The sequence below is a fragment of the Streptomyces sp. NPDC023723 genome (assembly GCF_040639815.1).
GTDB lineage: Bacteria > Actinomycetota > Actinomycetes > Streptomycetales > Streptomycetaceae > Streptomyces.
In genome coordinates this window covers 25,933-48,828 of sequence record NZ_JBFAAP010000041.1, presented here as the reverse complement: position 1 = coordinate 48,828, position 22,896 = coordinate 25,933, and the positions used below count along the sequence as shown (strand labels likewise).

Here is a 22,896-nt window from a genome sequence, read left to right as displayed (position 1 = left end):
CGCCTTCAGGACGAGTGATCTTCCCCGCCGAGCCTACGGCCTTGAGGTGACCGTCCGGCGTGGGAGCGGCCCGGGTACGGGCGGGCTCGCGCATCCTCGGCGCAGAATCCCATCGCTTCGCCACCGGAGGAAGATGTGCCGACCCGTCCGAGAAGTGTCCCGATCCTGGCCGGTGCCGCCGTGCTGTGCCTGTCCCTCGTCCCGTCCGCCTGGGGCCGGCCGGGCCCCGCGCCGCGCCCCGGGGGCGAGTCGGCGGCGACGCTGTGCGCCCCGGCCGGCACCCTGCGCGGCGAGCACGATCAGCGGGTCGCGGTCAGCCTGTGCGCGGGCGGCGGCCCCCGCGGCCTGTCCGTGTCGGCGCCCGCCACCTGCACCAGCGGCACGGGCACCCGGTACAGCTGTCTGACCTCGGGGACCTGGACCGCGCGCCGGGGCGGGACGACGGTCGCCTCGGGCGCGCTGCCCGGCGCGGACGCCGCCTACCCGGGCCCGGGGACGTACGAGATCACCGCGGCCGTGCACGCGCGCTCCGCACCCGAGGGCGTGGACCTGCGCGGAACGGTACGCGCGGCGCTGACCCTCACCGCTCCCGAGCCGGCCGCCACCCACCGGATCGAGGTCGACCACCGCGTGCTGCGGCCGGGCGCCACCACCACGCTCACCTACACCGTGCACCGGGACAGCGACGCGGGCGACGGCAGTGCCCGCTTCGGTCTGATCGGCGAGGCGGACTCCGGGGCGGAGCTGGCCACGGACGACGCCCGCTGCGTCAACCCGCTGGTGGGCCGGCACCCGTCGACCGAGCGGCTGAGGCACTCCCTGGACTGCGCGCTCACCGACCTCCAGCCGGGCCGGCCGTCCACCGTGCGGGTCCGGGTCACCCTGAAGGGGGCCTGTTCGACGGTGGTGTCGAAGCTGGGGTACTGGATGCCGCGCGGTCAGGAGGTGTTCACCGGCGGGATGCTGGTGGGGCCGGCGGTGGGCTGCGACCGGGCCTGAGCCGGCCGCGCCACGAGGTCCAGGGCACCCTCCCAGGGGAAGTCGCCGGTGCCGGCGGGCTCGCCGAAGCGGACGCCCATCGCGCGCAGCCGGGCGAGGCTCTCCCGGTAGGCCGGGTGGGCGGCCAGCGCGTCGCCCACGCAGGGCAGCACGCCGATGGGCACGCCCAGGCCGTACGCCTCGCACAGGGTGCCCAGGGCCAGGGTGTCGGCGATGCCGGCGGCCCATTTGTTGAGGGTGTTGAAGGTGGCGGGCGCGACGAGCACGGCGTCCGGCGCGGGGAACGGGCGCGGTTCGCCGGGGCGCCGCGAGCGGGCCCGCACCGGGCGGCCGGTCAGCGCCTCGACGGCCGCGAGGTCGAGGAAGCCGTCGTGCGCGGCGGTCGGGGTGGCGATCACTCCGACGGCCCACCCCCGCCGCCGCGCCGCGCCGATCAGCTCACCGACGCCCGCGGCGCTCCCGGCGGCGCAGACGACCACGTAGAGGAAGGGTTCCCGGTCCGGTTCGGTCATCCGGGCAGCGTACTCAGCGGGCGGCCAGGGAGGTGACCGTCTCGCGGGCCGCCGCGTGGGAGGCGGCGGCGGCCTTCGCCAGGCCGGCAAGGGCCGGGAGCACGTCCACCCGGGTGAGTTCGGCGGCGACCAGGGCGAGGTGGGCGGGGCGCACGCCGAGGGCGGTCAGCCAGGCCCTGAGGTACGGAGTCTGGAAGTCGTGGCCGGCCCGGGGGGTGCCGGGGCCGTAGCCGCCGCCCCGGGCCATGACCACCACCACGCGGGTGTCCCGCAGCAGGCTCTCCCCGGTGTCCGGGTCGGTGAACGCGCCCGGGAAGGCCACCCGGTCGATCCACGCCTTCAGCAGGGCCGGCACCGAGAAGTTGTACATCGGCACGCCCAGCAGCACGGTGTGCGCCGAGCGCAGTTCGGTCAGCAGGGGCAGGGTCAGCGCCCACTCCCGTGCCTCGGCGGGGCCGTCGAGCAGGGCGGGCACCTGCTCCGGCGGCAGGAGGCCGGCGCGTTCCACCCGGCGGCCCAGGGCGGGGTACGCGGCGGTCAGCGGCGCCACCGGGTCGGCGGCCAGGTCGCGGCGGCACACCTCGGCCGCCGGGTGCCGGGTCCGCCACTCGGTCACGAACCGGTCCGTCAGGTCCCGGGTCACCGAGTCGGCCGCCGTGTCGGCGCTGGAGTCGATGTGCAGCAGCATGGGTGGTCACCTTCGCGGTCTCGGCTACGTCGGACTGTCGGACGGGGGACGGAGCACGACGGGAAAAGGTGACCGAATGGACGGGCCCGAGGAGCTGGCACGGCGGTTCGAGGAGCGGCGGCGGCCGCTGTGGGCGGTCGCGTACCGGATGCTGGGCTGTGCCGCCGAGGCCGAGGAGGCCGTGCAGGAGGCGTGGCTGCGGCTGGACCGGGCGGGCGGCGACGGCATCGACGATCTCACCGCCTGGCTGACGACCGTGGTCTCACGCCTCTGTCTGGATCTGCTGCGGGCCCGGGCCGCGCGCCCGGAGCTGCCGTACGGCGCCGGGGTGCCCGAGCGGGCCGGGGGCACCGGACCGGAGGACGAGGCGCTGCTGGCCGACGCGGTGGGGCTGGCCCTGCTGGTGGTGCTGGACACGCTGACGCCGGCCGAGCGGGTGGCGTTCGTGCTGCACGACCTGTTCGCCGTGGACTTCGAACGGATCGCGGCCGTCGTCGAGCGGTCCCGGCCGGCCGCGAAGCAGCTCGCCAGCCGGGCCCGCCGCAAGGTGCGCGGTACGCCGGTGGCGGCGCCCGCCGAGCTGGCGCACCACCGGCAGGTGGTCGAGGCGTTCCTGGCCGCCGCGCGCGGCGGTGACCTAGGGACTGTCTCCTTGAAAGGCTATGGGCGCCATTCCTGCTGGTAGGCGGGGTGTTCGGCGTATGACTGGGCAAGGACTCGCAGCGCGTATGCCAGGCCGGCCGAGCGGGAGTCCGAGGGGTCCATGGCTCTGTAGTTGTTCGCCAGTTGCTCGATCAGGTCGAGCATGGGGAGGTGGCTGTCGAGGAGAGCCTCGGCGCCCAGGGTGCCGGCCACGTAGGCGTAGGCGTGGTTGTCGTCATTGATACGTGCGACGAGGAACTCCACAAGATCGTCCATGTGGCCATCCTCGCGGGTAAGGTGCTTCGGCGGTCAAGCGGCCGTCCAGATGAGGATGGCGGCGAGGTGGAGTGCGGCCTGGTAGGCGATGGCGAGCTTGTCTGTGCGCATGGCCAGGCCGCGCCACTGCTTGAGTCGGTTGATACACCGTTCGACGGCGTTGCGCTGCTTGTAGTCCTCGGCGTCGAAGGCCGGTGGGGGGCCTCCCTCGCGGCCTCGCCGCAGCCGGTGGCCGACCTGGTCGGACGGCTGGGGGATGACAGCATGGATTCCGCGCCGCCGGAGGTGATTGCGGATCGCGCGGGATGAATATGCGCGGTCCGCCAGAACGGCATCGGGTCGGGTTCTGGGTCTTCCGGGTCCGCTCCTGAGAACACGGATGCCGGCCATGACGGTCTCGAAGGCCGGGGCGTCGCCCGCCTGGCCTGCTGTGACGTGAAGGGTCAGGGGCCGTGCGCGGCTGTCGCTGGCGAGGTGGATTTTCGTACTCAAGCCGCCACGGGAGCGCCCGAGGGCGTGGTCGTCAGGTTCGGCCCGGCCCGGCGCCCCTTTTTCCTGGTACCGGCAGCATGTTGGTGAGCCCGGCAAACGGTGGAGTCCACCGACACGGTCCAGCCGATGTCGGCATCAGCGTCGGCTGCTGCTAGAACTGCGGCGAGGATACGTTCCCAGGTGCCGTCCACGGCCCACCTGATCAGGCGTTTGTGAGCGGTCTGGAACGGGCCGAGCTCGTCCGGCAGGTCCCGCCAGGGAGAGCAGGTGCGGTACTTCCACGCGATGGCCTCCAAGGTGCGGCAGTGATCGGTCCACCGCCGACCACGGACCGGATCAGCCGGCATCAGCGGCTCGATCCGGTCCCACATCGCATCAGTGATCACTAACCGGACAGACACATCCGATCAACTGACCAACCGATCAAAGAGACATGCTCTAGGCGCGCTGCTGGCACTGCTGGCACCGGACGTCGTACGGCGGGCCGATCCGGCGGTGCTGTTGCCGGGGGTGCCGGCCGAGTTGCGGGGCGCGCGGGCGGTGGCGGAGGGGACGGTGCTGCTGCGGGACCGGGCACGGCAGGCCGTGCCCGTCCTGGTCGACGGCCGGCCGGGGCTCGCGGTGGCGCCCCGGGGGCGGCTGCTGTGCGTGCTGCGGGTCGGTGTGCGGGACGGCCGGGTCGCCTGGTACGAGGTGGTGGCCGCCGCGGACCGGCTGGGCGCCCTGCGGCTGTCCGTGCTGGAGCTCCCTCAGCCCGGGTCCGTCACGGTGACCGCGCTCACCGGGCAGGCCCGGGCCGCCTCCCGGGCCAGCGGGCTGCCGGCGCCGTCCTCGCGGCCGGGGCGGACGGTGCCGTAGCCGTCGTCGTCCTGGGTGAACACGTCGGGGGCGGTCAGGGCGCACTGCCCGGCGCCGATGCAGACGTCTTTGTCGATGTCGATGCGCATGGTCCGTCAGCTTCCTACCAGGCCACGGGGAGTTCCAGCATCCCCTGGATCGTGTCGCCGGGTTTCCAGCGGAGCCGCGCCGCCGGGGCGGCCAGGCGCAGTGCGGGGAACCGGCGGACCAGGGTGCCGAGGGCGATCTCCAGTTCGGCGCGGGCCAGGTGCTGGCCGAGGCACTGGTGGATGCCGGAGCCGAAGGAGAGGTGGAGGCGGGCCGGGCGGTGCCAGTCGAGGCTGTCCGGGTCGGGGCGGAGCGCCGGGTCCCGGTTGATCAGGGAGAGGGCGAAGACGACACCGTCGCCGGCCCGGATGGTCTCCCCGTCCGTCTCGATGTCCGCGACGGCCAGCCGCAGCAGACCGTCGGTGATCGCCAGGGTGCGCATCAGCTCCTCGACGGCGCCCGGCAGCAGGGCGGGGTCGGCGCGCAGTTCGGCCAGGCGCTCGGGGTGGCGGAGCAGGGTGTAGGTGCCCAGGGAGATCATGTCGGCGGTCGTCTCGTGGCCCGCGACCAGCAGGATGATCGCGAGGGCGACGAGGTCGTCCCGGCCGGGGGCGTCCCGGCCGGGGCGGTGCACCAGCGCGTGCAGCAGGCCGGTGCCGCCGGCGTCGGCGGGCCGGCGGGCCATCAGGTCCACCAGGTCGCCGAGGTACTTCGCCAGGCGGTCGCGGGCGGCCAGGGCGTCGGCGGCGGTGGGGCCGCGCAGCAGCCGGCGGGACTGTTCCTGGAAGAAGTCGTGGTCGGCGTAGGGGACGCCGAGCAGCGCGCAGATCACCCGGGACGGCACCGGGAGCGCGAACGCGCTCACCAGGTCGGCGGGCGGGCCCTGGGCGGTCAGCGCGTCGAGGTGCTCGTCGACGATCCGCTGGATGCGCGGGCGCAGGTCGGCGGCCCGCCGCAGGGTGAACTCGGGGAGCACCTGGTGGCGTTGGGCCCGGTGCTCGGGGTCGTCGACGCCCAGCAGCGCGCTGCGCCGGGCGGCGGTCCCGGCCAGCCGGGCGGAGGTGGCGGGGAAGCCGGGGCGGGTGCGGTCGGTGGACAGCCGCTGGTCGGCCAGCAGCCGGCGGGCGGTGGCGTGCCCGGTGACCAGCCAGGCCGGGCGGCCGTCGTAGAGGGTGACGCGGGCCAGCGGCCGGGCGGCGCGCAGCCGGTCGTAGCCGGCCGGCGGCCGGTAGGGGCAGGTCCGGTCCTGAGGGAAGGCGACGGGTTCGGTCGGATCCGGCATGACAGACCATTAGATGCCCGGGGGGTCCGGGCGGCGACGCGACATCCGGCCAGATCGGCTCGCGTGGATCGGGTGCGGCACACGGTAGAAATGAATCATGTGCCGGGTGGTGTTGGACCTCGGTGCAGTGAGCCGTACGACCGACGATGGGACGGATGCAGATGCCTCTTGAGGGCGAGTACGAACCCAGCCCGACGCAGTGGGTGCGGGAGCAGGTGGAGCTGTACGAGCGGTCCGGCGGCACCGAGGGCACGACCCTGCGGGACACCGGGCTGCCGGTGATCCTGCTGACCACCAGGGGCGCGAAGAGCGGCAAGCTGCGCAAGACGCCGCTGATGCGGGTGGCGCACGACGGGCGGTACGCGGTGGTCGCCTCGCTGGGCGGGGCGCCGAAGCACCCGGTGTGGTACTTCAACATCAAGGCCGACCCGCACGTGGAGCTCCAGGACGGGCCGGTGAAGCGGGAGTTCACGGCCCGGGAGATCACCGGCGCGGAGAAGGCCGGGTGGTGGGAGCGCGCCGTCGCGGCGTTCCCGGACTACGCCGACTACCAGCAGAAGACGGACCGGGAGATTCCGGTGTTCGTGCTGGAGCCGGCCGACGGCTCCTGAGCACCGGCCGGGAATCTCTCCGGTGATTCTTTCGCGCGCCCGCGCATGAACCGGCCGCAGCCGGGCACCCGAGGGTCAGGCCCCGCCGCGTTCCCCCGTCGCGGCGGGGCTTTCGGCTGCCCCCTCCGCCTCCTCGGCCCCCTGGGCCTCCTGGGCGTCCGTCACGTCCAGGAAGATCTGCCCCGCCTCCGGCACGGTGTGGGCCAGGGACCGCTTGATGCGGACGGCGACCTCCTCGACCCGCTCGCTGTCCAGGCCGGGCACCAGGTCGATCCGGGCGGCCACCAGGGTGGAGTCCAGGCCGGTCTTCATCGTGAACAGGGCCTCGACGCTGTCGATCTCCGGCTGGGCCTGGAGCAGCGCCCGGATCCGGCCGGTGGCCTCGGGGTCGGCGGCCTCGCCGATCAGCTGGTCGCGGGCGTCGCGGCCGAGCCGGTAGGCGACGTATCCGAGCAGCGCGCCGATGGCGAGCGAGGCGGACGCCTCCCACACCACCTGGCCGGTGACCATGTGCAGCGCCATGCCGATCATGGCGAGGGTCACGCCGAGCACCGCGGTGCCGTCCTCGGCGACGACCGTGCGCAGTGCCGGGTCGCTCAGCCCGCCGCCCTGCCGGCGCACCTGGTGCAGGGCCCGCAGCAGCGAGCCGCCCTCGGCCAGCAGGGCGACGCCGAGCACGATCAGGCCGGCGACGTACCCGCTCAGTTCCTCCTCGGCGCCGGTGCGCAGCGCCTCGATGCCCTGGAAGACGGAGAAGCAGCCGCCCATGACGAAGATGCCGACGGCCGCGAGCAGCGACCAGAAGTACCGTTCCTTGCCGTAGCCGAAGGGGTGCCGGCGGTCGGCCGGGCGGCGGCTGCGGCGCAGGGCGGCGAGCAGGAACACCTCGTTCAGGCTGTCGGCCACGGAGTGCGCCGCCTCCGACAGCAGGGCCGGTGACCCGGCGATGACGCCGCCGACCGCCTTGGCGACGGCGATCACCAGGTTGGCGGCCAGCGCCACCAGTACGGTGATCCGGGTGCGCCGGTCGGCACTGCCGTGTTCCGGTTCGCGTCCCTCGCCCGGCCGGGGGGTCGGCTGCTGTGTGCTCGTCTGCTGCGTAGTTGTCCCGGTCACCTTTCGCCGACTGCCCCCGGCCGGCCCGGATCACACCCCCTCGCGGGTGGCCCGCCCGTGCCGGGAGGCGAAAACTGGGAACGCGTCCACCAGGGCATCCGTGCGGCAGACAGGAGAGGGCCATGAGCGAGGGCGCCGGGGAGCCCGGCAACAGCGCGTACGGCAGGAAGGCGTTCAAGCGCTCCCGCAGCCATTTCGCGGACCGGATCACCGCGGACGGCCGGGACGGCTGGCCGGTGGCGGCCGGGCGGTACCGGCTGGTGGTCAGCCGGGCCTGCCCGTGGGCGAGCCGGGCGCTGGTCTCCCGGCGGCTGCTCGGCCTGGAGCGGGCCCTGTCGCTGGCGATCGCCGACCCCATCCAGGACGACCGCAGCTGGCGGTTCACCCTCGATCCGGACGACCGCGACCCGGTGCTCGGCATCCGCTTCCTCAGTGCGGCCTATGACAAGCGGGAGACGGGGTATCCGGGCGGGGTCAGCGTGCCGGCCATCGTGGACGTGCCGAGCGGCGCCCTGGTCACCAACGACTACCAGCGGATCACCCTGGACCTGGCGACCGAGTGGACCGCCCTGCACCGGCCGGGCGCGCCCGACCTGTATCCCGGGAAACTGCGGGACGAGATCGACGAGGTGATGGCGGGTGTCTACCACGACGTCAACAACGGCGTGTACCGGGCGGGCTTCGCCACCGGTCAGGAGGAGTACGAGGCCGCCTGCGCGGGTGTGTTCCGGCGGCTGGAGCTGCTGGTCCCGCGCCTCGCGCGGCAGCGCTATCTGGTCGGCGACACCATCACGGAGGCGGACATCCGGCTGTTCACCACGCTGGTCCGGTTCGACGCCGTCTACCACGGCCACTTCAAGTGCAACCGCTGGAAGCTGACGGAGAATCCGGTCCTGTGGGCCTACGTCCGCGACCTGTTCCAGACGCCGGGGTTCGGCGACACCGTCGACTTCGACCACATCAAACGCCACTACTACCAGGTGCACACGGGCGTCAATCCGACCCGGGTCGTGCCGCTGGGCCCCGATCTGTCCGGCTGGCTCACCCCGCACCACCGCGAGGAGCTGGGCGGCCGGCCGTTCGGCGACGGCACCCCGCCGGGGCCGGTCCCGGCGGGCGAGGAAGTACCGGCGCCCGGCAGGCCCTGATCCGCGTACCAGAAATCCGCAACGAGGAGGAACCGTGGGAAAGAAGAAGCGGCAGAAGCTCCCGCTGGCCTACAAGCCGGTCGGCTTCGTACTGGGCTGGGCGGGCGGCACACTGGCCGGGCTGGCGTTCCAGAAGACGTGGAAGCTGATCCGGCACGAGGACGACGCGCCCGACGCGCTGGACCCGGACCGCGGCTGGGGCGAGATCCTGCTGGCCGCCGCGATCCAGGGGGCCATCTTCGCGGCGGTGCGCAGCGCGGTGGACCGCTCGGGGGCCAAGGCCATCGAACGGTCCACCGGGGTCTGGCCGGTCCAGGGATCGGGCGGCCGGGACTGACGCGGGGGTTCAGTTCTGCTTGGGCGCCGTGGAGGTGGCGCGGCGCAGTGTGAAGGAGTGGCCCGCCGGGTCGGAGAAGCCGCGCTCCTCCAGCGGACCCGGCGCGTCCTTCGTCTCCAGGGGACGCCCGCCGAGCCCGATGATGGCCCGTTCGACCTCGTCGAGGTCGTCGACCAGGAAGTCCAGATGGGCCTGGAGGGAGTTCTCGGGACGGGGCCAGCTCGGTGGGGTGGCGTTGACGTCCCGGCGGAACGCCATGCGGAAGCCGTCGGCCGCCGCGATCTCGATCCGGTTGGCGGCGATGTCGGTCTCCTGGGCACCGAGCAGTTCCTTGTAGAACTCCGCGAGCGTCTCGGGCTCGGCACAGTCGAGCACCACGACGCCCGCATTCACCAGTGTCATCTTCTTCCTCCGAAGGTCCGGGGCGCGGGACGGTGCTGCCCCGCCGCCCTGTACCTAGCTGATATCCGCGCCCGCCCGATTCAGTCGGCCGGGCCGGGGGTCAGCGGGCCGCGCGGAACGTACGCCGGTAGGCGCCCGGCGAGACGCCGATCGAGGCGTGCAGGTGCTGGCGCAGCGAGGCGCCGGTGGCGAAGCCGACCTGCCCGGCGATCCGGTCGACCGGCAGGTCGCTGGCCTCCAGCAGGTGCCGGGCGCGGGCCACGCGCTGCTGGATCAGCCAGCGGCCGGGGCTGATGCCCACCTCGTCGTGGAAGCGGCGGGCGAAGGTGCGCGGGCTCATCCCGGCGTGCGCCGCGAGGTCCGCGAGGGCCAGCTGCTGGTCGAGCCGCTGGAGCGCCCAGGTCCGGGTGGCGGCGGTGCTCGCGGCGCCGGTCCCCGGCACCGGCTGTTCGATGTACTGCGCCTGGCCGCCGTCCCGGAACGGCGGGACGACGCAGCGCCGGGCGACGGCGTTGGCCAGTTCGCTGCCGTGGTCCTCGCGGATCAGGTGCAGGCAGACGTCGACGCCGGAGGCCGCTCCGGCCGAGGTGAGGATGCGGCCGTCGTGCACGAAGAGCACGTCCGGGTCGAGGGTGACCCGCGGGAACCTGCGGCGGAAGGCGTCGGTGAGCTGCCAGTGGGTGGTCGCCCGGCGGCCGTCGAGGAGCCCGGCCGCGGCCAGCACGAAGGCGCCGGTGCAGATGGAGAGCAGGCGGGCCGTGGGCGGGACGCGCGCGAGGGCGGCGGTGGCCGCGTCGGTGAGGGCGGCGCTGATCCGGGACGGCTCGACGGCGGCGACCACCACCGTGCCGGCCGTCTCCAGCGCCTCGGGGCCGTGCTCGGCGGTAACCGTGAAGTCCGCCTCGGTGCGCACCGGGCGTCCGTCGACGGTGCAGGTCAGCACCTCGTACCGGCCGTCGGCGGCGCCCAGGACGCGGCTGGGGATGCCCAGTTCGAAGGGGTAGACGCCGTCGAGGGCGAGGACCACGACCCGTTCCGGGCGCTGCGCGTGCGACATGGCACGATCTTAACGGTTCATGACCATCTTGCCATTTCCCGGACGGGCGGGGAGCGGCAGGCTGGGTGACCATGAGCGATGTGAACACCGATGTGACCACCATGCGAGCCATCCGCCAGGACGCCCTCGGCGGCCCCGAGGTGCTGACGGAAGTACGGCTGGAGCGTCCCGCGCCCCGCCCCAACGAGATCCTGGTGCGGGTCCGCGCCGCCGGTCTCAACCCCACCGACTGGAAGCACCGCGCGAACGGCGGCTTCCTCGGCGCGCCGCCGTTCGTCCTGGGCTGGGACGTCTCCGGCACGGTCGAGGCGGCGGGGATCGGCGTCGCGGAGTTCCGGCCGGGCGACGAGGTCTTCGGCATGCTGTCGTACCCGTACGGGCACGGCTCCCACGCCGAGTACGTCGCCGCCCCGGCCCGCGGCTTCTGGCACAAGCCGGCCGGGCTCGACCACGTACAGGCCGGCGCGCTGCCGCTGGTGTCGCTGACCGCGTGGCAGGCGCTGGTGGAGCGGGCGGACGTGCGGCCGGGGCAGCGGGTGCTGGTGCACGCGGCGGCCGGCGGGGTGGGGCACGTGGCGGCGCAGATCGCCAAGGCCCGGGGCGCCCATGTGATCGGCACGGCCAGCGCCGCCAAGCACGACTTCCTGCGGTCGGTCGGCGTGGACGAGCCGCTGGACTACCGGGAGACCGACTTCGCCGCGGCGGTCAAGGACGTCGACGTGGTCCTGGACACGATCGGCGGGGACACGCTGACCCGTTCGCTCGGCGTGCTGCGGCCGGGCGGGATCGTGGTGTCGATCCTGCCGGTCGGGCCGGACGAGCTGTACCGGGAGGCGGAGCGGCTCGGCGTGCGGGCGGCGCGGATGCTGGTCGACGCCGACCGGGGCGGGATGCGGGAGATCGCCGCGCTGGCCGAGTCGGGCCGGCTGCGGGCCGCCGTCGAGCGGACCTTCCCGCTGGCCGCCGCGGCCGAGGCGCACACGCTCGGCGAGCGCGGCCGCACCACCGGCAAGCTGGTCCTGGTCGTGGACTGAGCCGCCGCCCGCCTGCCGTTCACCAGCTGGGCATGAGAAACCGATGACATATGTCAATCGAACATGCTCAGATTCCCTCGAATGAGGGAAACTGTGGAAGGCAGGCGGGAGGTGATGTGACCGTGCGGCAGAATCCCACACCGCTCACCCAGCACTTGCGTGTCCACGACGACCGGGGACACACCGTGCTGGAGTTCCACGGCGAGATCGACATCGCCGTGGCCACGGAGATCGCCCCGCTCCTGGACCGGGCCACCGGCGTCCCCGGGGCCCGGGTCGTGCTCGACCTCGGCGGCATCGAGTTCTTCGACTGCTCGGGGCTGCGGCTGCTGACCCGGGCCAGGCAGCGGGTGCTCGACCGCGGCGGCGAACTGCACCTGGTGTGCACCCACGCCCTGACCCTGCGCGTGCTGCGCGTCACCGGCCTGGCCCGGCTGCTGCCGCCGCGCCCGACGGTGGACGACGTGGTGACCGGACCGCGACTGCCGTAGCGGCGGGCCCGCACCCGCCGGGCGCCCCGGGCGCCCGCCCCTGACGGCGCCCGTCGACGGCTGCCGCGCGGTCCCTTCCGATCTCACCGTCGCGCCCCCTCCCGCCCCGGCCGCAGGTCAGTGGCACCTGCTCGCCGCCCGTGCCCACCTGCTTCCCGGCGTCCGCCAACTCGCCGGTCTGGCAAGGGAAGTGGTGGGCATGTGGTGAGTAGGAAGGAGGGCCGTCGCCATGACGACTCCCAACAGGAGCCTGCCTCGGCGCGTACCCGGCTGGGCCAAGGCCGTCGGTGCCGTCGCACTGGTGCTCGTCGTGCTGTTCGCCGGGCTCCGGCTGAGCGTGATCCCGGGCCTGAAGGACCTGTTCGGCACCGAGACCCACGACCGCACGGGCCCCGCGCTGCTGGAGTCCATCCAGGACATCAGCCGGTTCGAGGCCGCCTCCGGCAACTTCCAGGTCGTGGTCGACCTGGAGAAGGACACCAAGTTCCTGCCGGACGCGGTCCGCGGCTCGCGCACCCTGTACGTCGGCGCCGGCTCGGTCGACGCCTACGTCGACCTGGGCAAGGTCGGCGACGACGACGTGCGGGTGAACAAGGACCGGACGTCCGCCACCCTCCGGCTGCCGCACGCCGCGCTCGGCAAGCCCGCCCTGGACCCCGAGCGCTCCTACGCCGTCTCCAAGCAGCGCGGGCTGCTCGACCGCCTCGGCGACCTGTTCTCCGACAACCCGAACAGCGAACAGGCCGTCCAGCAGCTCGCGGTGCGGCACATCGGTGCCGCCGCGAAGGAGAGCGGGCTGACCGAACGCGCCGAGACCAACACCACCCAGATGCTCGAGAACCTGCTGCGCTCACTCGGCTTCAAGGAGGTCCGGGTCACCTACCCGGAGTGAGTGCCCGCCCGCCCCCGCCCCGCTCAGAACCGGAGGACCCCATGACCCGCGCCGCCGCCCCACGGTCGCGTTTCGCGCTGCGCCCGCGCGCCGCGAAGACGCCGGACGAACCCGAGTCCGCCCCGCGCCGGCGGCACGCGGTGCCCTGGCCGCTGCGCCTGCTGGCGACGCTGTGCGCGTTCGTCTTCATGGTGGCCTTCGCCGTCGTACTGGCCCGGCTCACCCTGCATCCCTCGCCCGCCTCGGAGGCGCTGACCCACACCAACCTGCACCCGGGCCGCTCACTGCGGGAGTACCTGGGGCAGCCCGCGCTGCGCGACGCGGTCAAGCAGATCGGCGGCAACATCCTGCTCGGGGTGCCGTTCGGGGTGCTGGTGCCGGTCGTCGCCCCGCGCACCCGCGGGCCGCTGCGGGTGCTGCTGCTGACCGCCGTGGTCATGCTGCTCGTCGAGCTGGCGCAGGGCTCGATGGTGACCGGGCGGGCCTTCGACATCGACGACGTCATCCTCAACACCAGTGGCGCGCTGCTGGGTTACCTGCTGCTGGGGCGCCGGATGAGCCGGGTGCACGCGCGCCGCTCCCCCGCGTGAGCGCAGCGCGGGGGAAGCGCGCGGAAAGCGGAATGGTCCGTACCAGAGTATTGACATGCTCGCGCCGCACCCGTTGGATCGGGAGGCATCTCCTTCATCCCCCCACCTCGCTCGGAAAGGGAGAGCCGTGACCCCACCACGTGTGCTCCGCCGATGCCTCCTCACCGCCCTCAGCGCCGCGCTGCTGTCCGGTGCCCTCGCGACCGGTCCCGCGCGGGCGGACGACCCCCACGTCACGTCCGCCGCCGCGACCTTCTCCGACACCTTCGACGGCCCCGCCGGGCAGGCCGCCGACTCCTCCAAGTGGCAGCTCGAGACCGGCGACAACGTCAGCAACCACGAGCGGCAGTACTACACGGCCGGCAACGCCAACGCCGCCCTCGACGGCCAGGGCCATCTGGTGATCACCGCCCGGCGCGAGAACCCGGGCGGCTACCAGTGCTGGTACGGCACCTGCGAGTACACCTCGGCCCGGCTGAACACGTCCGGGAAGTTCAGTGCCCAGTACGGGCACGTCGAGGCCCGGCTGCGGGTGCCGCGCGGCCAGGGCATGTGGCCCGCGTTCTGGATGCTCGGCGACGACCTCGGCCAGGTCGGCTGGCCGGCCTCCGGCGAGATCGACGTCATGGAGAACGTGGGCTTCGAGCCCTCGACCGTGCACGGCACCATCCACGGCCCCGGCTACTCCGGCTCGGCGGGCATCGGCGCGGGCTACACCCTGCCGGGCGGCGCGGCGTTCGCGGACGGCTTCCACACCTTCGCCGTCGACTGGGCGCCCGGCTCGATCACCTGGTCGGTGGACGGCACCGTCTACCAGACCCGCACCCCCGCCGACCTGGGCGGCAACCAGTGGGTGTTCGACAAGCCGTTCTTCCTGATCCTGAACCTGGCGGTCGGCGGCTACTGGCCCGGCGACCCGGACGGCTCCACGGCCTTCCCCCAGCAACTGGTGGTCGACCAGGTGTCGGTGACGACCTCCTGAACACCCCGTCTAACGGGTCGTCCAGGTGAACTTGTCGCCGCCGACCCAGCGGACCACCTCCGGGTCGTCCAGGTCGTGGACCGTGATGCCGTACGCGGCGGCGGCCCGCAGGACGTCGGTGACGGCCCTCGCCTCACCGACGACCTGCCCGTCGATCTCCACGATCCGGAACGGCGGAACGGCCGGCTGGACGCCCAGGACCAGGATCCGCGGCCGGGCGATGTGCGGGCTCACGATTTCGGTCATGTACCGAGCCTAGAACGAACCGGCGGCCGGGGCCCTCCCGGCCGCCGGTTCGTTCCCCCCGGACCGCCACTTGGGCCGTTCGCCCTGGTCAGGGCCGCCGCCAGGCGTCGCTCGGCAGATGCGACCCGGCCATCGGGCCCATCCGGAGCATGCCGCCGTCCACGCTCCAGGACGCACCGGTGACGTACGAGGCGTCGGGCCCGGCGAGGAAGGCGATCACGGCGGCGACCTCCCGGGCGTCTCCGGGTCGGCCCAGCGGTACGCCGGGGCGGTGCTCAGTGTGCGGATCGGTGTCCTCCTGCCCGGTCATCGGCGTCGCGATCTCGCCGGGGGCGACGGCGTTGACGGTGATGCCGTGCTCGGCCAGTTCCAGCGCCATCACCTGGGTGAGCAGACCGAGACCGCCCTTGGCGGCGCAGTACGGCGCGGCGCCCACCCGCGGCTGGTGCTCGTGCACGGACGTCACGTTGACGATCCGGCCGCCGTCGCCCTGCCGGATCATGCGCCGGGCCGCCCGCTGCCCGCACAGGAACGGTCCGGCCAGGTCGACGTCGAGGACGTGCCGCAGGTCGTCCAGGCCCAGGTCGAGGAAGGGCGTCGCGGTCCCCGTACCGGCGTTGTTGACCAGGACGTCCACCCGGCCGAGGCGTTCGCACAGCCCGTCCACGGTGTCCGCGGCCGCGGGCAGCCGGGTCAGGTCGACCCGGGCGGTCTCGGCCCGCCGGCCCAGCGCCCGCACCTCCTCGGCGGTGCGCTCGGCACCCTGCTGGTCGGTGTGCCAGGTGATGCCGATGTCCAGACCCGCCCGCGCCAGGCGTACGGCGGTGGCCCGGCCGATGCCGGAGTCGGCGCCGGTGATCACGGCGGCGCGGGCGGCAGGGGACATGACGGCCTCCTCGGTGGCGGGAGTGACGGGCCGTCGCAGTACCCGGGCGGGATGCGGACAAACCGCCGGCGTCCGCCGTGCGGCCCGCCCGTCTCCGGGGAACCCTGGGGACGAGGAGGTGGCTCGCGCGATGGATGCGGCAGACCCGATGGACCCCGTCGAGGCGCTGGACCGGATCGCCTTCCTGCTGGAGCGGTCCCAGGCGCCGACCTACCGCGTCCGGGCCTTCCGCACGGCGGCCCGGGTGCTGTCCGCGCTGTCCGCCGACGAGGTGCGGCAGCGGGCGGACGCCGGTTCGCTGGAGTCCCTCAAGGGGGTCGGGCCGAAGACCGCGCAGGTGGCGCGGGAGGCGCTGGCCGGACAGGTGCCCGGCTACCTGCGGCAGTTGGCGGGCGAGGCGGACGCCCCGCTCGCCGAGGGCGGCGAAGGGCTGCGGGCGCTGTTGCGCGGCGACTGCCATCTGCACTCCGACTGGTCGGACGGCGGCAGCCCGATCGAGGAGATGGGCCGCACCGCGGCGGCCCTCGGCCACGAGTGGGCGGCGCTCACCGACCACTCCCCCCGGCTGACCGTGGCGCGCGGCCTGTCGGCGGACCGGCTGCGCGAACAACTGGACGTGGTCGCGGAGCTGAACGAGAGCTGGGCGCCGTTCCGGCTGCTGACCGGCATCGAGTGCGACATCCTCGACGACGGCTCGCTCGACCAGGAGCCGGAGCTGCTGGCCCGGCTGGACGTGGTGGTCGTCTCCGTCCATTCCAAGCTGCGGATGGACGCCCGGTCGATGACCCGCCGCATGATCGCCGCCGTACGCGATCCGCACGCCGACATCCTGGGGCACTGCACCGGGCGGCTGCTGACCGGGCGGGGCCGCCCGGAGTCCGAGTTCGACGCGGACGCGGTGTTCACGGCGTGCGCCGAGAGCGGCACGGCGGTGGAGATCAACAGCCGGCCGGAGCGGCTCGACCCGCCCCGGCGGCTGCTGCGCCGGGCGGTGGCGGCGGGCGTGCTGTTCTCCGTCGACACCGACGCGCACGCCCCCGGTCAGCTGGACTGGCAGCGCCACGGCTGCGCGCGGGCCGAGGAGTGCGGTGTGCCGCCGCAGCGGGTGGTGACCACCTGGTCCCGGACGGAGCTGCTGGCCTGGACCCGCGAGGGCCGGGTTCCGCCCGGCGTGGCGGGCGGCTGACGTGGTACCCGCCGGCTGACTCAGCAGCAACCGAGGAAGGGACCGGTGCATGGAACGCGCGGCCGTGTTCGACGTGGACGGCACTCTCGCCGACACCAACCACCTGCATGTCGTCACCTGGTGGGAGGCGTTCCGGCAGGCCGGCCACCAGGTGCCCATGCACGCCGTGCACCGCGCCGTGGGCCTGCCGTCCGCCGACCTCGTCGCCCATCTGCTGGGCGACGACCGGGACGCCGGCCAGGACGCCGAGCTGAGCGCCGCGCACAAGGCGCTGTACGGGCAGTACTTCGACCGGCTGCCGGCGCTGCCCGGTGCCGGGGAACTGCTGCGGCGGCTGGCCGCCGACGGCTGGCGGGTGGTGCTGGCCACCTCGGCGGGCGGCGCGGAGCTGGGCGCCCTGCGCCGGGCCATCGACGCCGACGAGGCGATCACCGCGACCGCCAGTTCCGACGACGTGGACGCCGGCAAGCCCGCGCCCGAACCCGTGGAACACGCCCTGGAACTGGCCGGGGTGCCAGCCGAACGGGCCGTCTTCGTCGGCGACACCGTCTGGGACATGACCGCGGGGCGCCGGGCCGGGGTGCGCTGCGTCGGGGTGCTGAGCGGCGGCATCCCGCGCGCCGACCTGGTGGCGGCGGGTGCGGAGGCGGTCTACGACGGCCCCGCCGGCCTGCTGAAGGAACTGGCCGGAAGCCCGCTGCGGTGAGCGTGCCGATCCTGCGGACATCCGGCGGATCATGACCGGGCCGAGGGAGGCGGCCGTACGGTTCGTGGACGCGGTACGCCGGGAGGCGGCCGCCGCCGGCCGGACCGCGGCGGCCGCGGTGCGCGCGCCGGGACGCGAACGCGACCTGGTCAAACAGTCGCTGAAGGCGGCCGGCGCGGGGCTGCTGGCCTGGCTGGTGGCGGGCGTGTGGATGGACGACCCGATGGCGCTGATGGCGCCCTGGGTGGCCGTGGTGCTGGTGCAGGCCACCGTCTACAGCTCGGTGCGCCAGGCCGGCCAGCAGTTCGCGGCCATCTGCGTCGGCACCCTGGTGGCGTCGGGGGCGCAGGAGCTCACCGACAACACCACGGTGGCGCTCGCGGTGTCGCTGCCGCCGCTGATGCTGCTCGCCAACTGGCCGCGCCTCGGCGCCCAGGGCAGCTACACCGCCACCACCGCCGTGTTCATCCTGGCCTCCGGGACCGTCTCGGAGTACGCGGTCGCCCACCGGCTGGGGCAGGCGGCGCTCGGCGCGGTCATCGGCGTCGCCGTCAACGCGCTGGTGCTGCCCCCGGTGCATCTGCGGGACGTGCGGGAGAACCTCGCGCTGCTCGCCCGGGAGACCGGCGAGGTCCTGCACACCGTCGCCGACGGGCTGTGCGAGGAGTGGGACGAGCAGAGCGCCGCCGACTGGGCGGGCGCCGCCGCCCGGCTGCGGTACCGCGTCGAGGCGCTGCGCTCCGCCCGCGCCTGGAGCCGGGAGAGCCTGCGGCTGACCTACGGACCGCTCCGGGCCCTGCACCGGGTGCCGCCGGCGGCGGCCGTGCCGCCCGAGGACGAGGACCGGCGGTGGGGTCAGCTCGCCGACAACGTCACCGCGCTGACCCGGACGCTGGCGGTGACGGCCGACGAGCACCGCACGCCCGCCCCGCCCGAGGAACCGGTGCTGCGGCTGTACGCCCGGCTGCTGGCGCTGATCGGCGACGCCTGCCAGGTGGAGGCCGACCGGCTCGGCGGCGGCGACGGGGCGACCGGTCCGCGGCAGCCCACCCGGGAGGCGATGGAGGACCTGCACCGGCGGCTCCAGGAAGGGCTGCGGGAGCACGCCCGGCGCGGCTCGCGGACGGCGGCGGTACTGGGCACGCTGCTGCTCCAGGCCGAGAACCTCTGGGCCGGGACGGTGCCGGACGGCGAGCCCGCGGGCGGCACCGGACCGGGTGACGCGGATCACCCCAAAGCGGCACAGAACGCGGAACACCACAGGGCGCCTCGCCGTTGAAGAGAGCGTGGGTACGGATGGAACAGTGTCCCCGGGCCTCACCCATCGCCCACAGGGAAGATCGTTCGGCTGAAGCCCTGTGGAGCCCCCGCCGAGAGGCGACCGCCATCCGTGCCCGCACCCCAGACCGCCCCGACCGTGATCCCCCCGTCCGGTCGGGGCTTTCCGCTGCCCGCCGGCCGTAACCGCCGTGCCGCCGCTTGACTTCGAGAGCACTCCAATTCGTAGCGTTCCGGGCATGAGCACTTCGCAGCACACCCCACAGCACAGCATCGGTTCGGGCTTCGGGGCCCGCAGCACCGCCGCCGAGGTCCTCGCCGGCCTCGACCTGACCGGACGGCTGGCGATCGTCACCGGCGGCTACTCGGGCATCGGCCTGGAGACGACCCGGGCGCTGACCGCGGCCGGCGCCCGGGTCGTGGTGCCCGCGCGGCGCCCGGCCGCCGCGCGGGAGTCGCTGGCGGGCCTTTCCGGGGCCGAGGTGGACGAGCTGGATCTCGGGGACCTGGACAGCGTGCGCGGGTTCGCCGAGCGGTTCCTCGCCACCGGGCGGACCGTCGGCATGGTCATCGACAGCGCCGGGATCATGGCCTGCCCCGAGACCCGGGTCGGGCCCGGCTGGGAGGCGCAGTTCGCCACCAACCACCTCGGTCACTTCGCGCTCGTCAACCGGCTGTGGCCGGCCCTCGAGGCGGGCGGCGCCCGCGTCGTCTCGGTCTCCTCCAGCGGCCACCACGCCTCGGGGATCCGCTGGGACGACGTGCACTGGCGCACCGGATACGACAAGTGGCGGGCCTACGGGCAGGCGAAGACCGCCAACGTGCTGTTCGCCGTGCACCTCGACCGGCTCGCCCGGGGCCGCGGGGTACGGGCCTTCGCGCTGCACCCCGGCGGCATCCTCACCCCGCTCCAGCGCCATCTGACCACGGCCGAGATGGTGCGGTTCGGCTGGATCGACGAGAGCGGCCGGCCGGCCGACCCGGACGTCTTCAAGACCCCGCAGCAGGGTGCGGCGACCCAGGTGTGGGCCGCGACGTCGCCGCGGCTGGCCGGGCTCGGCGGCGTCTACCTGGAGGACTGCGACATCGCCGGGCCCGCCCCGGCCGACGGCGCGGGCTCCGGCGTGCGGGACTGGGCCGTGGACCCGGAACAGGCCGCCCGGCTGTGGCGGCTGTCGGCGGAACTGACCGGCGTGGACGCCTTCGCCGCCTGAGCCACCGGGGCCGGGGCCGCGGGCATCGGGCATCGGGCATCGGGCGGCGCGTGCATCGGGTGCGCGCGGGTCGGGTACCCGGTGACCTCCGCAGGCGGACGGGCTGCCGAGAGGAGCGCAAGGTGAGCGGCGAAACGGGCAGCAGGATCGTGGTCACGGGGGCCACCGGCAACGTGGGCACCAGTGTGGTGCGGCTCCTCTCGGAGGATCCGGCGGTCGGGTCGGTGCTGGGCCTGGCCCGACGGGTGCCCGACTGGTCACCGGCGAAGACGGAGTGGGCCGCCGTCGACCTCGCCACCGAGCAGGCCGACCTGACCAAGTGGTTCTCGGGCGCCGCCGCGGTGGTCCATCTGGCCTGGGCGTTCCAGCCGACCCACGACCCGGCCACGACCTGGCGCACCAACGTCCTCGGCTCCCTGCGGGTGTTCGAGGCGGTGGCGGCGGCCGGGGTGCCGGCGCTGGTGCACGCCTCGTCGGTCGGCGCGTACTCGCCGGGCCCGAAGGACCGCGCGGTGACCGAGTCCTGGCCCACGCACGGCTGGCCCGACGCGGCGTACTGCCGGGAGAAGGCGTACCTGGAGCGGTCCCTGGACATCTTCGAACGCGACCACCCCGGCGTCCGGGTGGTCCGGATGCGGCCCGCGTTCCTGTTCAAGCGGCAGGCGGCGAGCGAACAGCGCCGGATCTTCGGCGGCAAGTACCTGCCGGGTCCGCTGGCCCGCCCGGACCTGCTGCCGTTCCTGCCGGACATCCCCGGCCTGCGGATGCAGGCGCTGCACACCGACGACGCCGCGAACGCCTACCGGCTCGCGGTGCGCTCCCCCGACGCCCGGGGGCCGTTCAACCTGGCGGCCGACCCGCCGGTCGACGCGGAACTGCTCGGCGAGCTGGTCGGCACCCCGCGCCGGGTACGGCTGCCCCGGTCCGCGGCGCGGTCCGCGATCGCCGCCGCCTGGGGGCTGCGGCTGCTGCCGGCCTCGCCGCACCTGTTCGACGCGGTACTGCGGCTGCCGCTGCTCGACTGCACCCGGGCCCGCGCGGAACTGGGCTGGCGTCCGGAGCGCACCGCCCCCGAGGTGCTGGCGGAGTTCCTGCGCGGCTTCCGGGAGGGCGCCGGCGGTCCGACGCGGCCGCTGCGGGGACGCAGGGTCGGCTGACCTGGGTCCCCTTCCCCGGCCTCACCGTGGAAGGGGACCCAGGTGCCGGCCTTGCCCGGCGGGCGCGCCCGCCGGGCAGGGCCGGACGATCAGCCGGACGACTCGTCCGGTACCGGGTGTTCGGGGTGGACCGCTCCCGAGTGCGGTGCGCCCTGCCGGCCGGTGCCCGCCTCGTCGGTGTCCGGTACGTCGGCACCGGTCGCCCCGTCCTCCGCGTCACCGGCGTCGTCCGCCGCGTCCTCGCGGGCGGCGAGGCCGGGGGCGACCTCCCAGGGGTCCTCCCCCGCGTCGGCCTGCTGGTCCGGCATGTCGCGCGGCACCGGGGAACCGTTCTCGCCGGGTCCCTCGGCACGGTGGTCGGTCACGGCGCTCTCCCTCCGGTCGGTCCGCGTTCCGCACGCGGGTGTCCTTGCTGGTACGAGCGGTGCCGGGTACCTCCGGGCCGGCCGGCGAAACCTCAGCGCGGCGCCCGCTCGCTCAGCGCCGTGCGCCAGGCCGGCCGGGGGTACTCCGGCGCCGGTTCGGGGCGGCGGCCGCCGCGGGCGAAGAAGCCGGCCAGCGGCAGGATCGCGGCCCCGACGGTCACCGCGTCCGGCCCGAGCCGGCCCAGGTCGATGGTGACCTTCTCGGCCGGGTGGCGCAGCGCGTAGGAGCGCGCGTGGCGGCGTACGGCGGGCAGGAAGCGGGTGCCGAGCTGGAGGCCGGCCCAGCCGCCGACGATGATCCGCTCCGGCTGGAAGAGGTTGATCAGGTCGGACAGGCCGGCGCCCAGGTACTCGGCGGTCTCCTCCAGGACGGCGAGCGCGACCGGGTCCGCCGCGTCCTCCCCCGCGGGACGGGCGGCGGCGAGCATCGCGGTGAGCGCCGTCTCCTCGGAGTCGGCGGCACCGGCCGGCGGGATTCGGCCGCCCGCCTCGCGCCAGCGGGCGAGCAGCGACTCGGCGCCCGCGTACGCCTCCAGGCAGCCGAGCGCGCCGCACCGGCAGCGGCGCCCCCTGACCCGTACCGTCAGGTGCCCCCACTCCACCGCCCGGCCCTGCTCCACGTCGGGGGTGACCAGGCTGGCGCCGACGCCGGAGCCGAAGAGCACCACGACCGCGTTGCGGGCGCCGCGGCCGGCGCCGAACCACATCTCGGCCTGGCCGAGGGTCTTGGCCCCGTTGTCGATGAGATAGGGGACGGTGTCGGGCAGCGGGGAGCCGGCCCGCAGCAGCGCCTCCAGCGGGACCGCGTCCCAGCCGATGGTCTGGCCGTGCACCACGGCGCCCCGGTCGGGGGTGTGCTCGACGATGCCGGGTACGCCGACCCCGGCGCCGAGCAGCCGCCCGGGTTCGAGGGCCGCGGCGCCGAGCACCTCGGCGATGCCGTCCCGGATGTGGCCGACGACCACCTCGACGTCGTAGCGCTGCGGGGCGAGCGGGCGTTCGGCGCGGGCGAGTTCGGTGAGGGTCAGGTCGAACAGTTCGACGCGGACCCGGGTCTCGCCGACGTCCACGCCGATCAGGTGGCCGCTGCCGGGCGCCACGCGCAGCAGGGTGCGGGGGCGGCCGCCGTCGGAGTCGACGCTGCCGGCCTCCTCGACCAGACCGTCGCCGACCAGGTCCGCGACGACGTTGCTGACCGAACCGGAGCTGAGCCCGGTCGCGGGGCCCAGCTCGAAGCGGCTGAGGGGTCCGTCGAAGTAGAGCCGTTGCAGGACGGCCGTCCGGTTGGCCCTTCTGAGGTCGCGTACCGTGCGCCCGTTCCGCCCCGTCATGTGGCTCCCTCCGACCCCGTGCCCGACCTGC

At 74.4% G+C, this 22,896-nt stretch carries 26 protein-coding genes and 2 pseudogenes; 15 read left to right on the top strand and 13 right to left on the bottom strand.

Annotated features, from left to right (window positions below; genetic code table 11):
- Window positions 1-135: 135 nt before the first annotated feature.
- A complete protein-coding gene (locus tag AB0G32_RS30645; protein ID WP_361170485.1) occupies window positions 136-999 on the top strand; it encodes a hypothetical protein in 864 nt (287 codons plus the stop codon).
- Here AB0G32_RS30645 and AB0G32_RS30640 read toward each other — a convergent pair.
- Window positions 939-1,511 carry a flavoprotein gene (locus tag AB0G32_RS30640; protein WP_361170482.1) on the bottom strand — a complete coding sequence of 191 codons (573 nt, stop codon included), beginning with the start codon at window positions 1,509-1,511 and terminating at the stop codon, window positions 939-941. The genes AB0G32_RS30645 and AB0G32_RS30640 overlap by 61 nt on opposite strands.
- A gap of 13 nt (window positions 1,512-1,524) precedes the next feature.
- The gene (locus AB0G32_RS30635) at window positions 1,525-2,199 is read right to left on the bottom strand and encodes an NAD(P)H-dependent oxidoreductase (protein WP_361170479.1); all 675 of its coding nucleotides are present in this window, start codon (window positions 2,197-2,199) and stop codon (window positions 1,525-1,527) included.
- A gap of 76 nt (window positions 2,200-2,275) precedes the next feature.
- Between AB0G32_RS30635 and AB0G32_RS30630 the strand changes: the two are divergent.
- Window positions 2,276-2,848, top strand: a pseudogene (locus AB0G32_RS30630) (sigma-70 family RNA polymerase sigma factor); the annotation flags it as partial.
- 11 nt (window positions 2,849-2,859) lie between these two features.
- Here AB0G32_RS30630 and AB0G32_RS30625 read toward each other — a convergent pair.
- The 4 genes from AB0G32_RS30625 to AB0G32_RS30610 form a co-directional block, all read right to left on the bottom strand.
- Complete coding sequence (locus AB0G32_RS30625) at window positions 2,860-3,117, bottom strand: DUF6221 family protein (RefSeq protein ID WP_361170476.1); 258 nt, start codon at window positions 3,115-3,117, stop codon at window positions 2,860-2,862.
- Window positions 3,118-3,150: 33 nt separating this feature from the next.
- Window positions 3,151-3,980 (bottom strand): IS5 family transposase gene (locus AB0G32_RS30620; RefSeq protein ID WP_361170526.1). Its coding sequence is split into 2 segments (ribosomal slippage): window positions 3,151-3,668 and window positions 3,668-3,980, totalling 831 coding nucleotides; the frame shifts between segments, so codons are not numbered across the junction.
- Between the two features lie 378 nt (window positions 3,981-4,358).
- The gene (locus tag AB0G32_RS30615) at window positions 4,359-4,556 is read right to left on the bottom strand and encodes a ferredoxin (RefSeq protein ID WP_361170473.1); all 198 of its coding nucleotides are present in this window, start codon (window positions 4,554-4,556) and stop codon (window positions 4,359-4,361) included.
- Between the two features lie 14 nt (window positions 4,557-4,570).
- Window positions 4,571-5,776 (bottom strand): cytochrome P450, encoded by a 1,206-nt coding sequence (locus tag AB0G32_RS30610; RefSeq protein ID WP_361170470.1) that lies wholly within the window; start codon window positions 5,774-5,776, stop codon window positions 4,571-4,573.
- A gap of 161 nt (window positions 5,777-5,937) precedes the next feature.
- Between AB0G32_RS30610 and AB0G32_RS30605 the strand changes: the two genes are divergently transcribed.
- Window positions 5,938-6,387, top strand: a complete 450-nt coding sequence (locus tag AB0G32_RS30605) for a nitroreductase family deazaflavin-dependent oxidoreductase (RefSeq protein WP_361170523.1) — start codon at window positions 5,938-5,940, stop codon at window positions 6,385-6,387.
- 75 nt (window positions 6,388-6,462) lie between these two features.
- On the opposite strand, the gene AB0G32_RS30600 is transcribed toward AB0G32_RS30605, so the two are convergent.
- A complete protein-coding gene (locus AB0G32_RS30600) occupies window positions 6,463-7,401 on the bottom strand; it encodes a cation diffusion facilitator family transporter (RefSeq protein WP_361170520.1) in 939 nt (312 codons plus the stop codon).
- 224 nt (window positions 7,402-7,625) lie between these two features.
- On the opposite strand from AB0G32_RS30600, the gene AB0G32_RS30595 reads away from it, so the two are divergent.
- Both AB0G32_RS30595 and AB0G32_RS30590 read left to right on the top strand, forming a co-directional pair.
- Window positions 7,626-8,651: a glutathione S-transferase C-terminal domain-containing protein gene (locus AB0G32_RS30595; protein ID WP_361170467.1), complete on the top strand. Its 1,026-nt coding sequence runs from the start codon at window positions 7,626-7,628 to the stop codon at window positions 8,649-8,651.
- 34 nt (window positions 8,652-8,685) lie between these two features.
- On the top strand, window positions 8,686-8,988 hold the full coding sequence (locus tag AB0G32_RS30590; RefSeq protein WP_361170464.1) for a DUF4235 domain-containing protein: 303 nt from the start codon (window positions 8,686-8,688) through the stop codon (window positions 8,986-8,988).
- Between the two features lie 9 nt (window positions 8,989-8,997).
- On the opposite strand, the gene AB0G32_RS30585 is transcribed toward AB0G32_RS30590, so the two are convergent.
- Both AB0G32_RS30585 and AB0G32_RS30580 read right to left on the bottom strand, forming a co-directional pair.
- Window positions 8,998-9,390 (bottom strand): VOC family protein, encoded by a 393-nt coding sequence (locus tag AB0G32_RS30585; protein WP_361170461.1) that lies wholly within the window; start codon window positions 9,388-9,390, stop codon window positions 8,998-9,000.
- Between the two features lie 100 nt (window positions 9,391-9,490).
- Window positions 9,491-10,447, bottom strand: a complete 957-nt coding sequence (locus AB0G32_RS30580) for a helix-turn-helix domain-containing protein (RefSeq protein WP_361170458.1) — start codon at window positions 10,445-10,447, stop codon at window positions 9,491-9,493.
- A gap of 71 nt (window positions 10,448-10,518) precedes the next feature.
- Here AB0G32_RS30580 and AB0G32_RS30575 point away from each other — a divergent pair, with 71 nt between their 5' ends.
- The 5 genes and pseudogenes from AB0G32_RS30575 to AB0G32_RS30555 all read left to right on the top strand — a co-directional run.
- Window positions 10,519-11,481: an NADP-dependent oxidoreductase gene (locus AB0G32_RS30575; RefSeq protein ID WP_361170455.1), complete on the top strand. Its 963-nt coding sequence runs from the start codon at window positions 10,519-10,521 to the stop codon at window positions 11,479-11,481.
- 122 nt (window positions 11,482-11,603) lie between these two features.
- Window positions 11,604-11,972, top strand: coding sequence for an anti-sigma factor antagonist (locus AB0G32_RS30570; RefSeq protein WP_361170452.1), 369 nt, complete (start codon window positions 11,604-11,606; stop codon window positions 11,970-11,972).
- 229 nt (window positions 11,973-12,201) lie between these two features.
- On the top strand, window positions 12,202-12,864 hold the full coding sequence (locus tag AB0G32_RS30565) for a DUF4230 domain-containing protein (RefSeq protein WP_361170449.1): 663 nt from the start codon (window positions 12,202-12,204) through the stop codon (window positions 12,862-12,864).
- 41 nt (window positions 12,865-12,905) lie between these two features.
- A complete protein-coding gene (locus tag AB0G32_RS30560; protein WP_361170446.1) occupies window positions 12,906-13,454 on the top strand; it encodes a VanZ family protein in 549 nt (182 codons plus the stop codon).
- Window positions 13,455-13,581: 127 nt separating this feature from the next.
- Window positions 13,582-14,433 (top strand): annotated as a pseudogene (locus AB0G32_RS30555) (glycoside hydrolase family 16 protein); the annotation flags it as partial.
- 12 nt (window positions 14,434-14,445) lie between these two features.
- Here AB0G32_RS30555 and AB0G32_RS30550 read toward each other — a convergent pair.
- Both AB0G32_RS30550 and AB0G32_RS30545 read right to left on the bottom strand, forming a co-directional pair.
- On the bottom strand, window positions 14,446-14,682 hold the full coding sequence (locus AB0G32_RS30550) for a hypothetical protein (protein WP_361170443.1): 237 nt from the start codon (window positions 14,680-14,682) through the stop codon (window positions 14,446-14,448).
- 88 nt (window positions 14,683-14,770) lie between these two features.
- Window positions 14,771-15,568, bottom strand: coding sequence for an SDR family oxidoreductase (locus AB0G32_RS30545; protein ID WP_361170440.1), 798 nt, complete (start codon window positions 15,566-15,568; stop codon window positions 14,771-14,773).
- Between the two features lie 148 nt (window positions 15,569-15,716).
- Between AB0G32_RS30545 and AB0G32_RS30540 the strand changes: the two genes are divergently transcribed.
- The 5 genes from AB0G32_RS30540 to AB0G32_RS30520 all read left to right on the top strand — a co-directional run bounded on the left by AB0G32_RS30540 (window position 15,717) and on the right by AB0G32_RS30520 (window position 21,109).
- Entirely contained in the window at window positions 15,717-16,754 is a 1,038-nt protein-coding gene (locus AB0G32_RS30540; RefSeq protein WP_361170517.1) for a PHP domain-containing protein, read from the top strand.
- Between the two features lie 49 nt (window positions 16,755-16,803).
- Window positions 16,804-17,460 carry an HAD family hydrolase gene (locus AB0G32_RS30535; protein ID WP_361170437.1) on the top strand — a complete coding sequence of 219 codons (657 nt, stop codon included), beginning with the start codon at window positions 16,804-16,806 and terminating at the stop codon, window positions 17,458-17,460.
- Between the two features lie 31 nt (window positions 17,461-17,491).
- Window positions 17,492-18,739 carry an FUSC family protein gene (locus tag AB0G32_RS30530; protein ID WP_361170434.1) on the top strand — a complete coding sequence of 416 codons (1,248 nt, stop codon included), beginning with the start codon at window positions 17,492-17,494 and terminating at the stop codon, window positions 18,737-18,739.
- 238 nt (window positions 18,740-18,977) lie between these two features.
- The gene (locus tag AB0G32_RS30525; RefSeq protein ID WP_361170431.1) at window positions 18,978-19,952 is read left to right on the top strand and encodes an SDR family NAD(P)-dependent oxidoreductase; all 975 of its coding nucleotides are present in this window, start codon (window positions 18,978-18,980) and stop codon (window positions 19,950-19,952) included.
- A 122-nt stretch (window positions 19,953-20,074) separates the two neighbouring features.
- A complete protein-coding gene (locus AB0G32_RS30520) occupies window positions 20,075-21,109 on the top strand; it encodes an SDR family oxidoreductase (protein ID WP_361170428.1) in 1,035 nt (344 codons plus the stop codon).
- A gap of 89 nt (window positions 21,110-21,198) precedes the next feature.
- Here the strand turns inward: AB0G32_RS30520 and AB0G32_RS30515 are convergent, their stop codons facing one another.
- Both AB0G32_RS30515 and AB0G32_RS30510 read right to left on the bottom strand, forming a co-directional pair.
- Window positions 21,199-21,474 (bottom strand): hypothetical protein, encoded by a 276-nt coding sequence (locus AB0G32_RS30515; protein WP_361170425.1) that lies wholly within the window; start codon window positions 21,472-21,474, stop codon window positions 21,199-21,201.
- Between the two features lie 92 nt (window positions 21,475-21,566).
- A complete protein-coding gene (locus AB0G32_RS30510) occupies window positions 21,567-22,865 on the bottom strand; it encodes an ROK family transcriptional regulator (RefSeq protein WP_361170422.1) in 1,299 nt (432 codons plus the stop codon).
- Window positions 22,866-22,896: the final 31 nt, after the last annotated feature.

Coding starts and splice junctions, on each gene's coding strand:
- AB0G32_RS30640 (WP_361170482.1), bottom strand. CDS start 1,511: ATGACCGAACCGGACCGGGAACCCTTCCTCTACGTGGTCGTCTGCGCC.
- AB0G32_RS30635 (WP_361170479.1), bottom strand. CDS start 2,199: ATGCTGCTGCACATCGACTCCAGCGCCGACACGGCGGCCGACTCGGTG.
- AB0G32_RS30625 (WP_361170476.1), bottom strand. CDS start 3,117: ATGGACGATCTTGTGGAGTTCCTCGTCGCACGTATCAATGACGACAAC.
- AB0G32_RS30615 (WP_361170473.1), bottom strand. CDS start 4,556: ATGCGCATCGACATCGACAAAGACGTCTGCATCGGCGCCGGGCAGTGC.
- AB0G32_RS30610 (WP_361170470.1), bottom strand. CDS start 5,776: ATGCCGGATCCGACCGAACCCGTCGCCTTCCCTCAGGACCGGACCTGC.
- AB0G32_RS30605 (WP_361170523.1), top strand. CDS start 5,938: ATGCCTCTTGAGGGCGAGTACGAACCCAGCCCGACGCAGTGGGTGCGG.
- AB0G32_RS30595 (WP_361170467.1), top strand. CDS start 7,626: ATGAGCGAGGGCGCCGGGGAGCCCGGCAACAGCGCGTACGGCAGGAAG.
- AB0G32_RS30585 (WP_361170461.1), bottom strand. CDS start 9,390: ATGACACTGGTGAATGCGGGCGTCGTGGTGCTCGACTGTGCCGAGCCC.
- AB0G32_RS30580 (WP_361170458.1), bottom strand. CDS start 10,447: ATGTCGCACGCGCAGCGCCCGGAACGGGTCGTGGTCCTCGCCCTCGAC.
- AB0G32_RS30575 (WP_361170455.1), top strand. CDS start 10,519: ATGAGCGATGTGAACACCGATGTGACCACCATGCGAGCCATCCGCCAG.
- AB0G32_RS30565 (WP_361170449.1), top strand. CDS start 12,202: ATGACGACTCCCAACAGGAGCCTGCCTCGGCGCGTACCCGGCTGGGCC.
- AB0G32_RS30560 (WP_361170446.1), top strand. CDS start 12,906: ATGACCCGCGCCGCCGCCCCACGGTCGCGTTTCGCGCTGCGCCCGCGC.
- AB0G32_RS30550 (WP_361170443.1), bottom strand. CDS start 14,682: ATGACCGAAATCGTGAGCCCGCACATCGCCCGGCCGCGGATCCTGGTC.
- AB0G32_RS30545 (WP_361170440.1), bottom strand. CDS start 15,568: ATGTCCCCTGCCGCCCGCGCCGCCGTGATCACCGGCGCCGACTCCGGC.
- AB0G32_RS30540 (WP_361170517.1), top strand. CDS start 15,717: ATGGACCCCGTCGAGGCGCTGGACCGGATCGCCTTCCTGCTGGAGCGG.
- AB0G32_RS30535 (WP_361170437.1), top strand. CDS start 16,804: ATGGAACGCGCGGCCGTGTTCGACGTGGACGGCACTCTCGCCGACACC.
- AB0G32_RS30530 (WP_361170434.1), top strand. CDS start 17,492: ATGACCGGGCCGAGGGAGGCGGCCGTACGGTTCGTGGACGCGGTACGC.
- AB0G32_RS30525 (WP_361170431.1), top strand. CDS start 18,978: ATGAGCACTTCGCAGCACACCCCACAGCACAGCATCGGTTCGGGCTTC.
- AB0G32_RS30510 (WP_361170422.1), bottom strand. CDS start 22,865: ATGACGGGGCGGAACGGGCGCACGGTACGCGACCTCAGAAGGGCCAAC.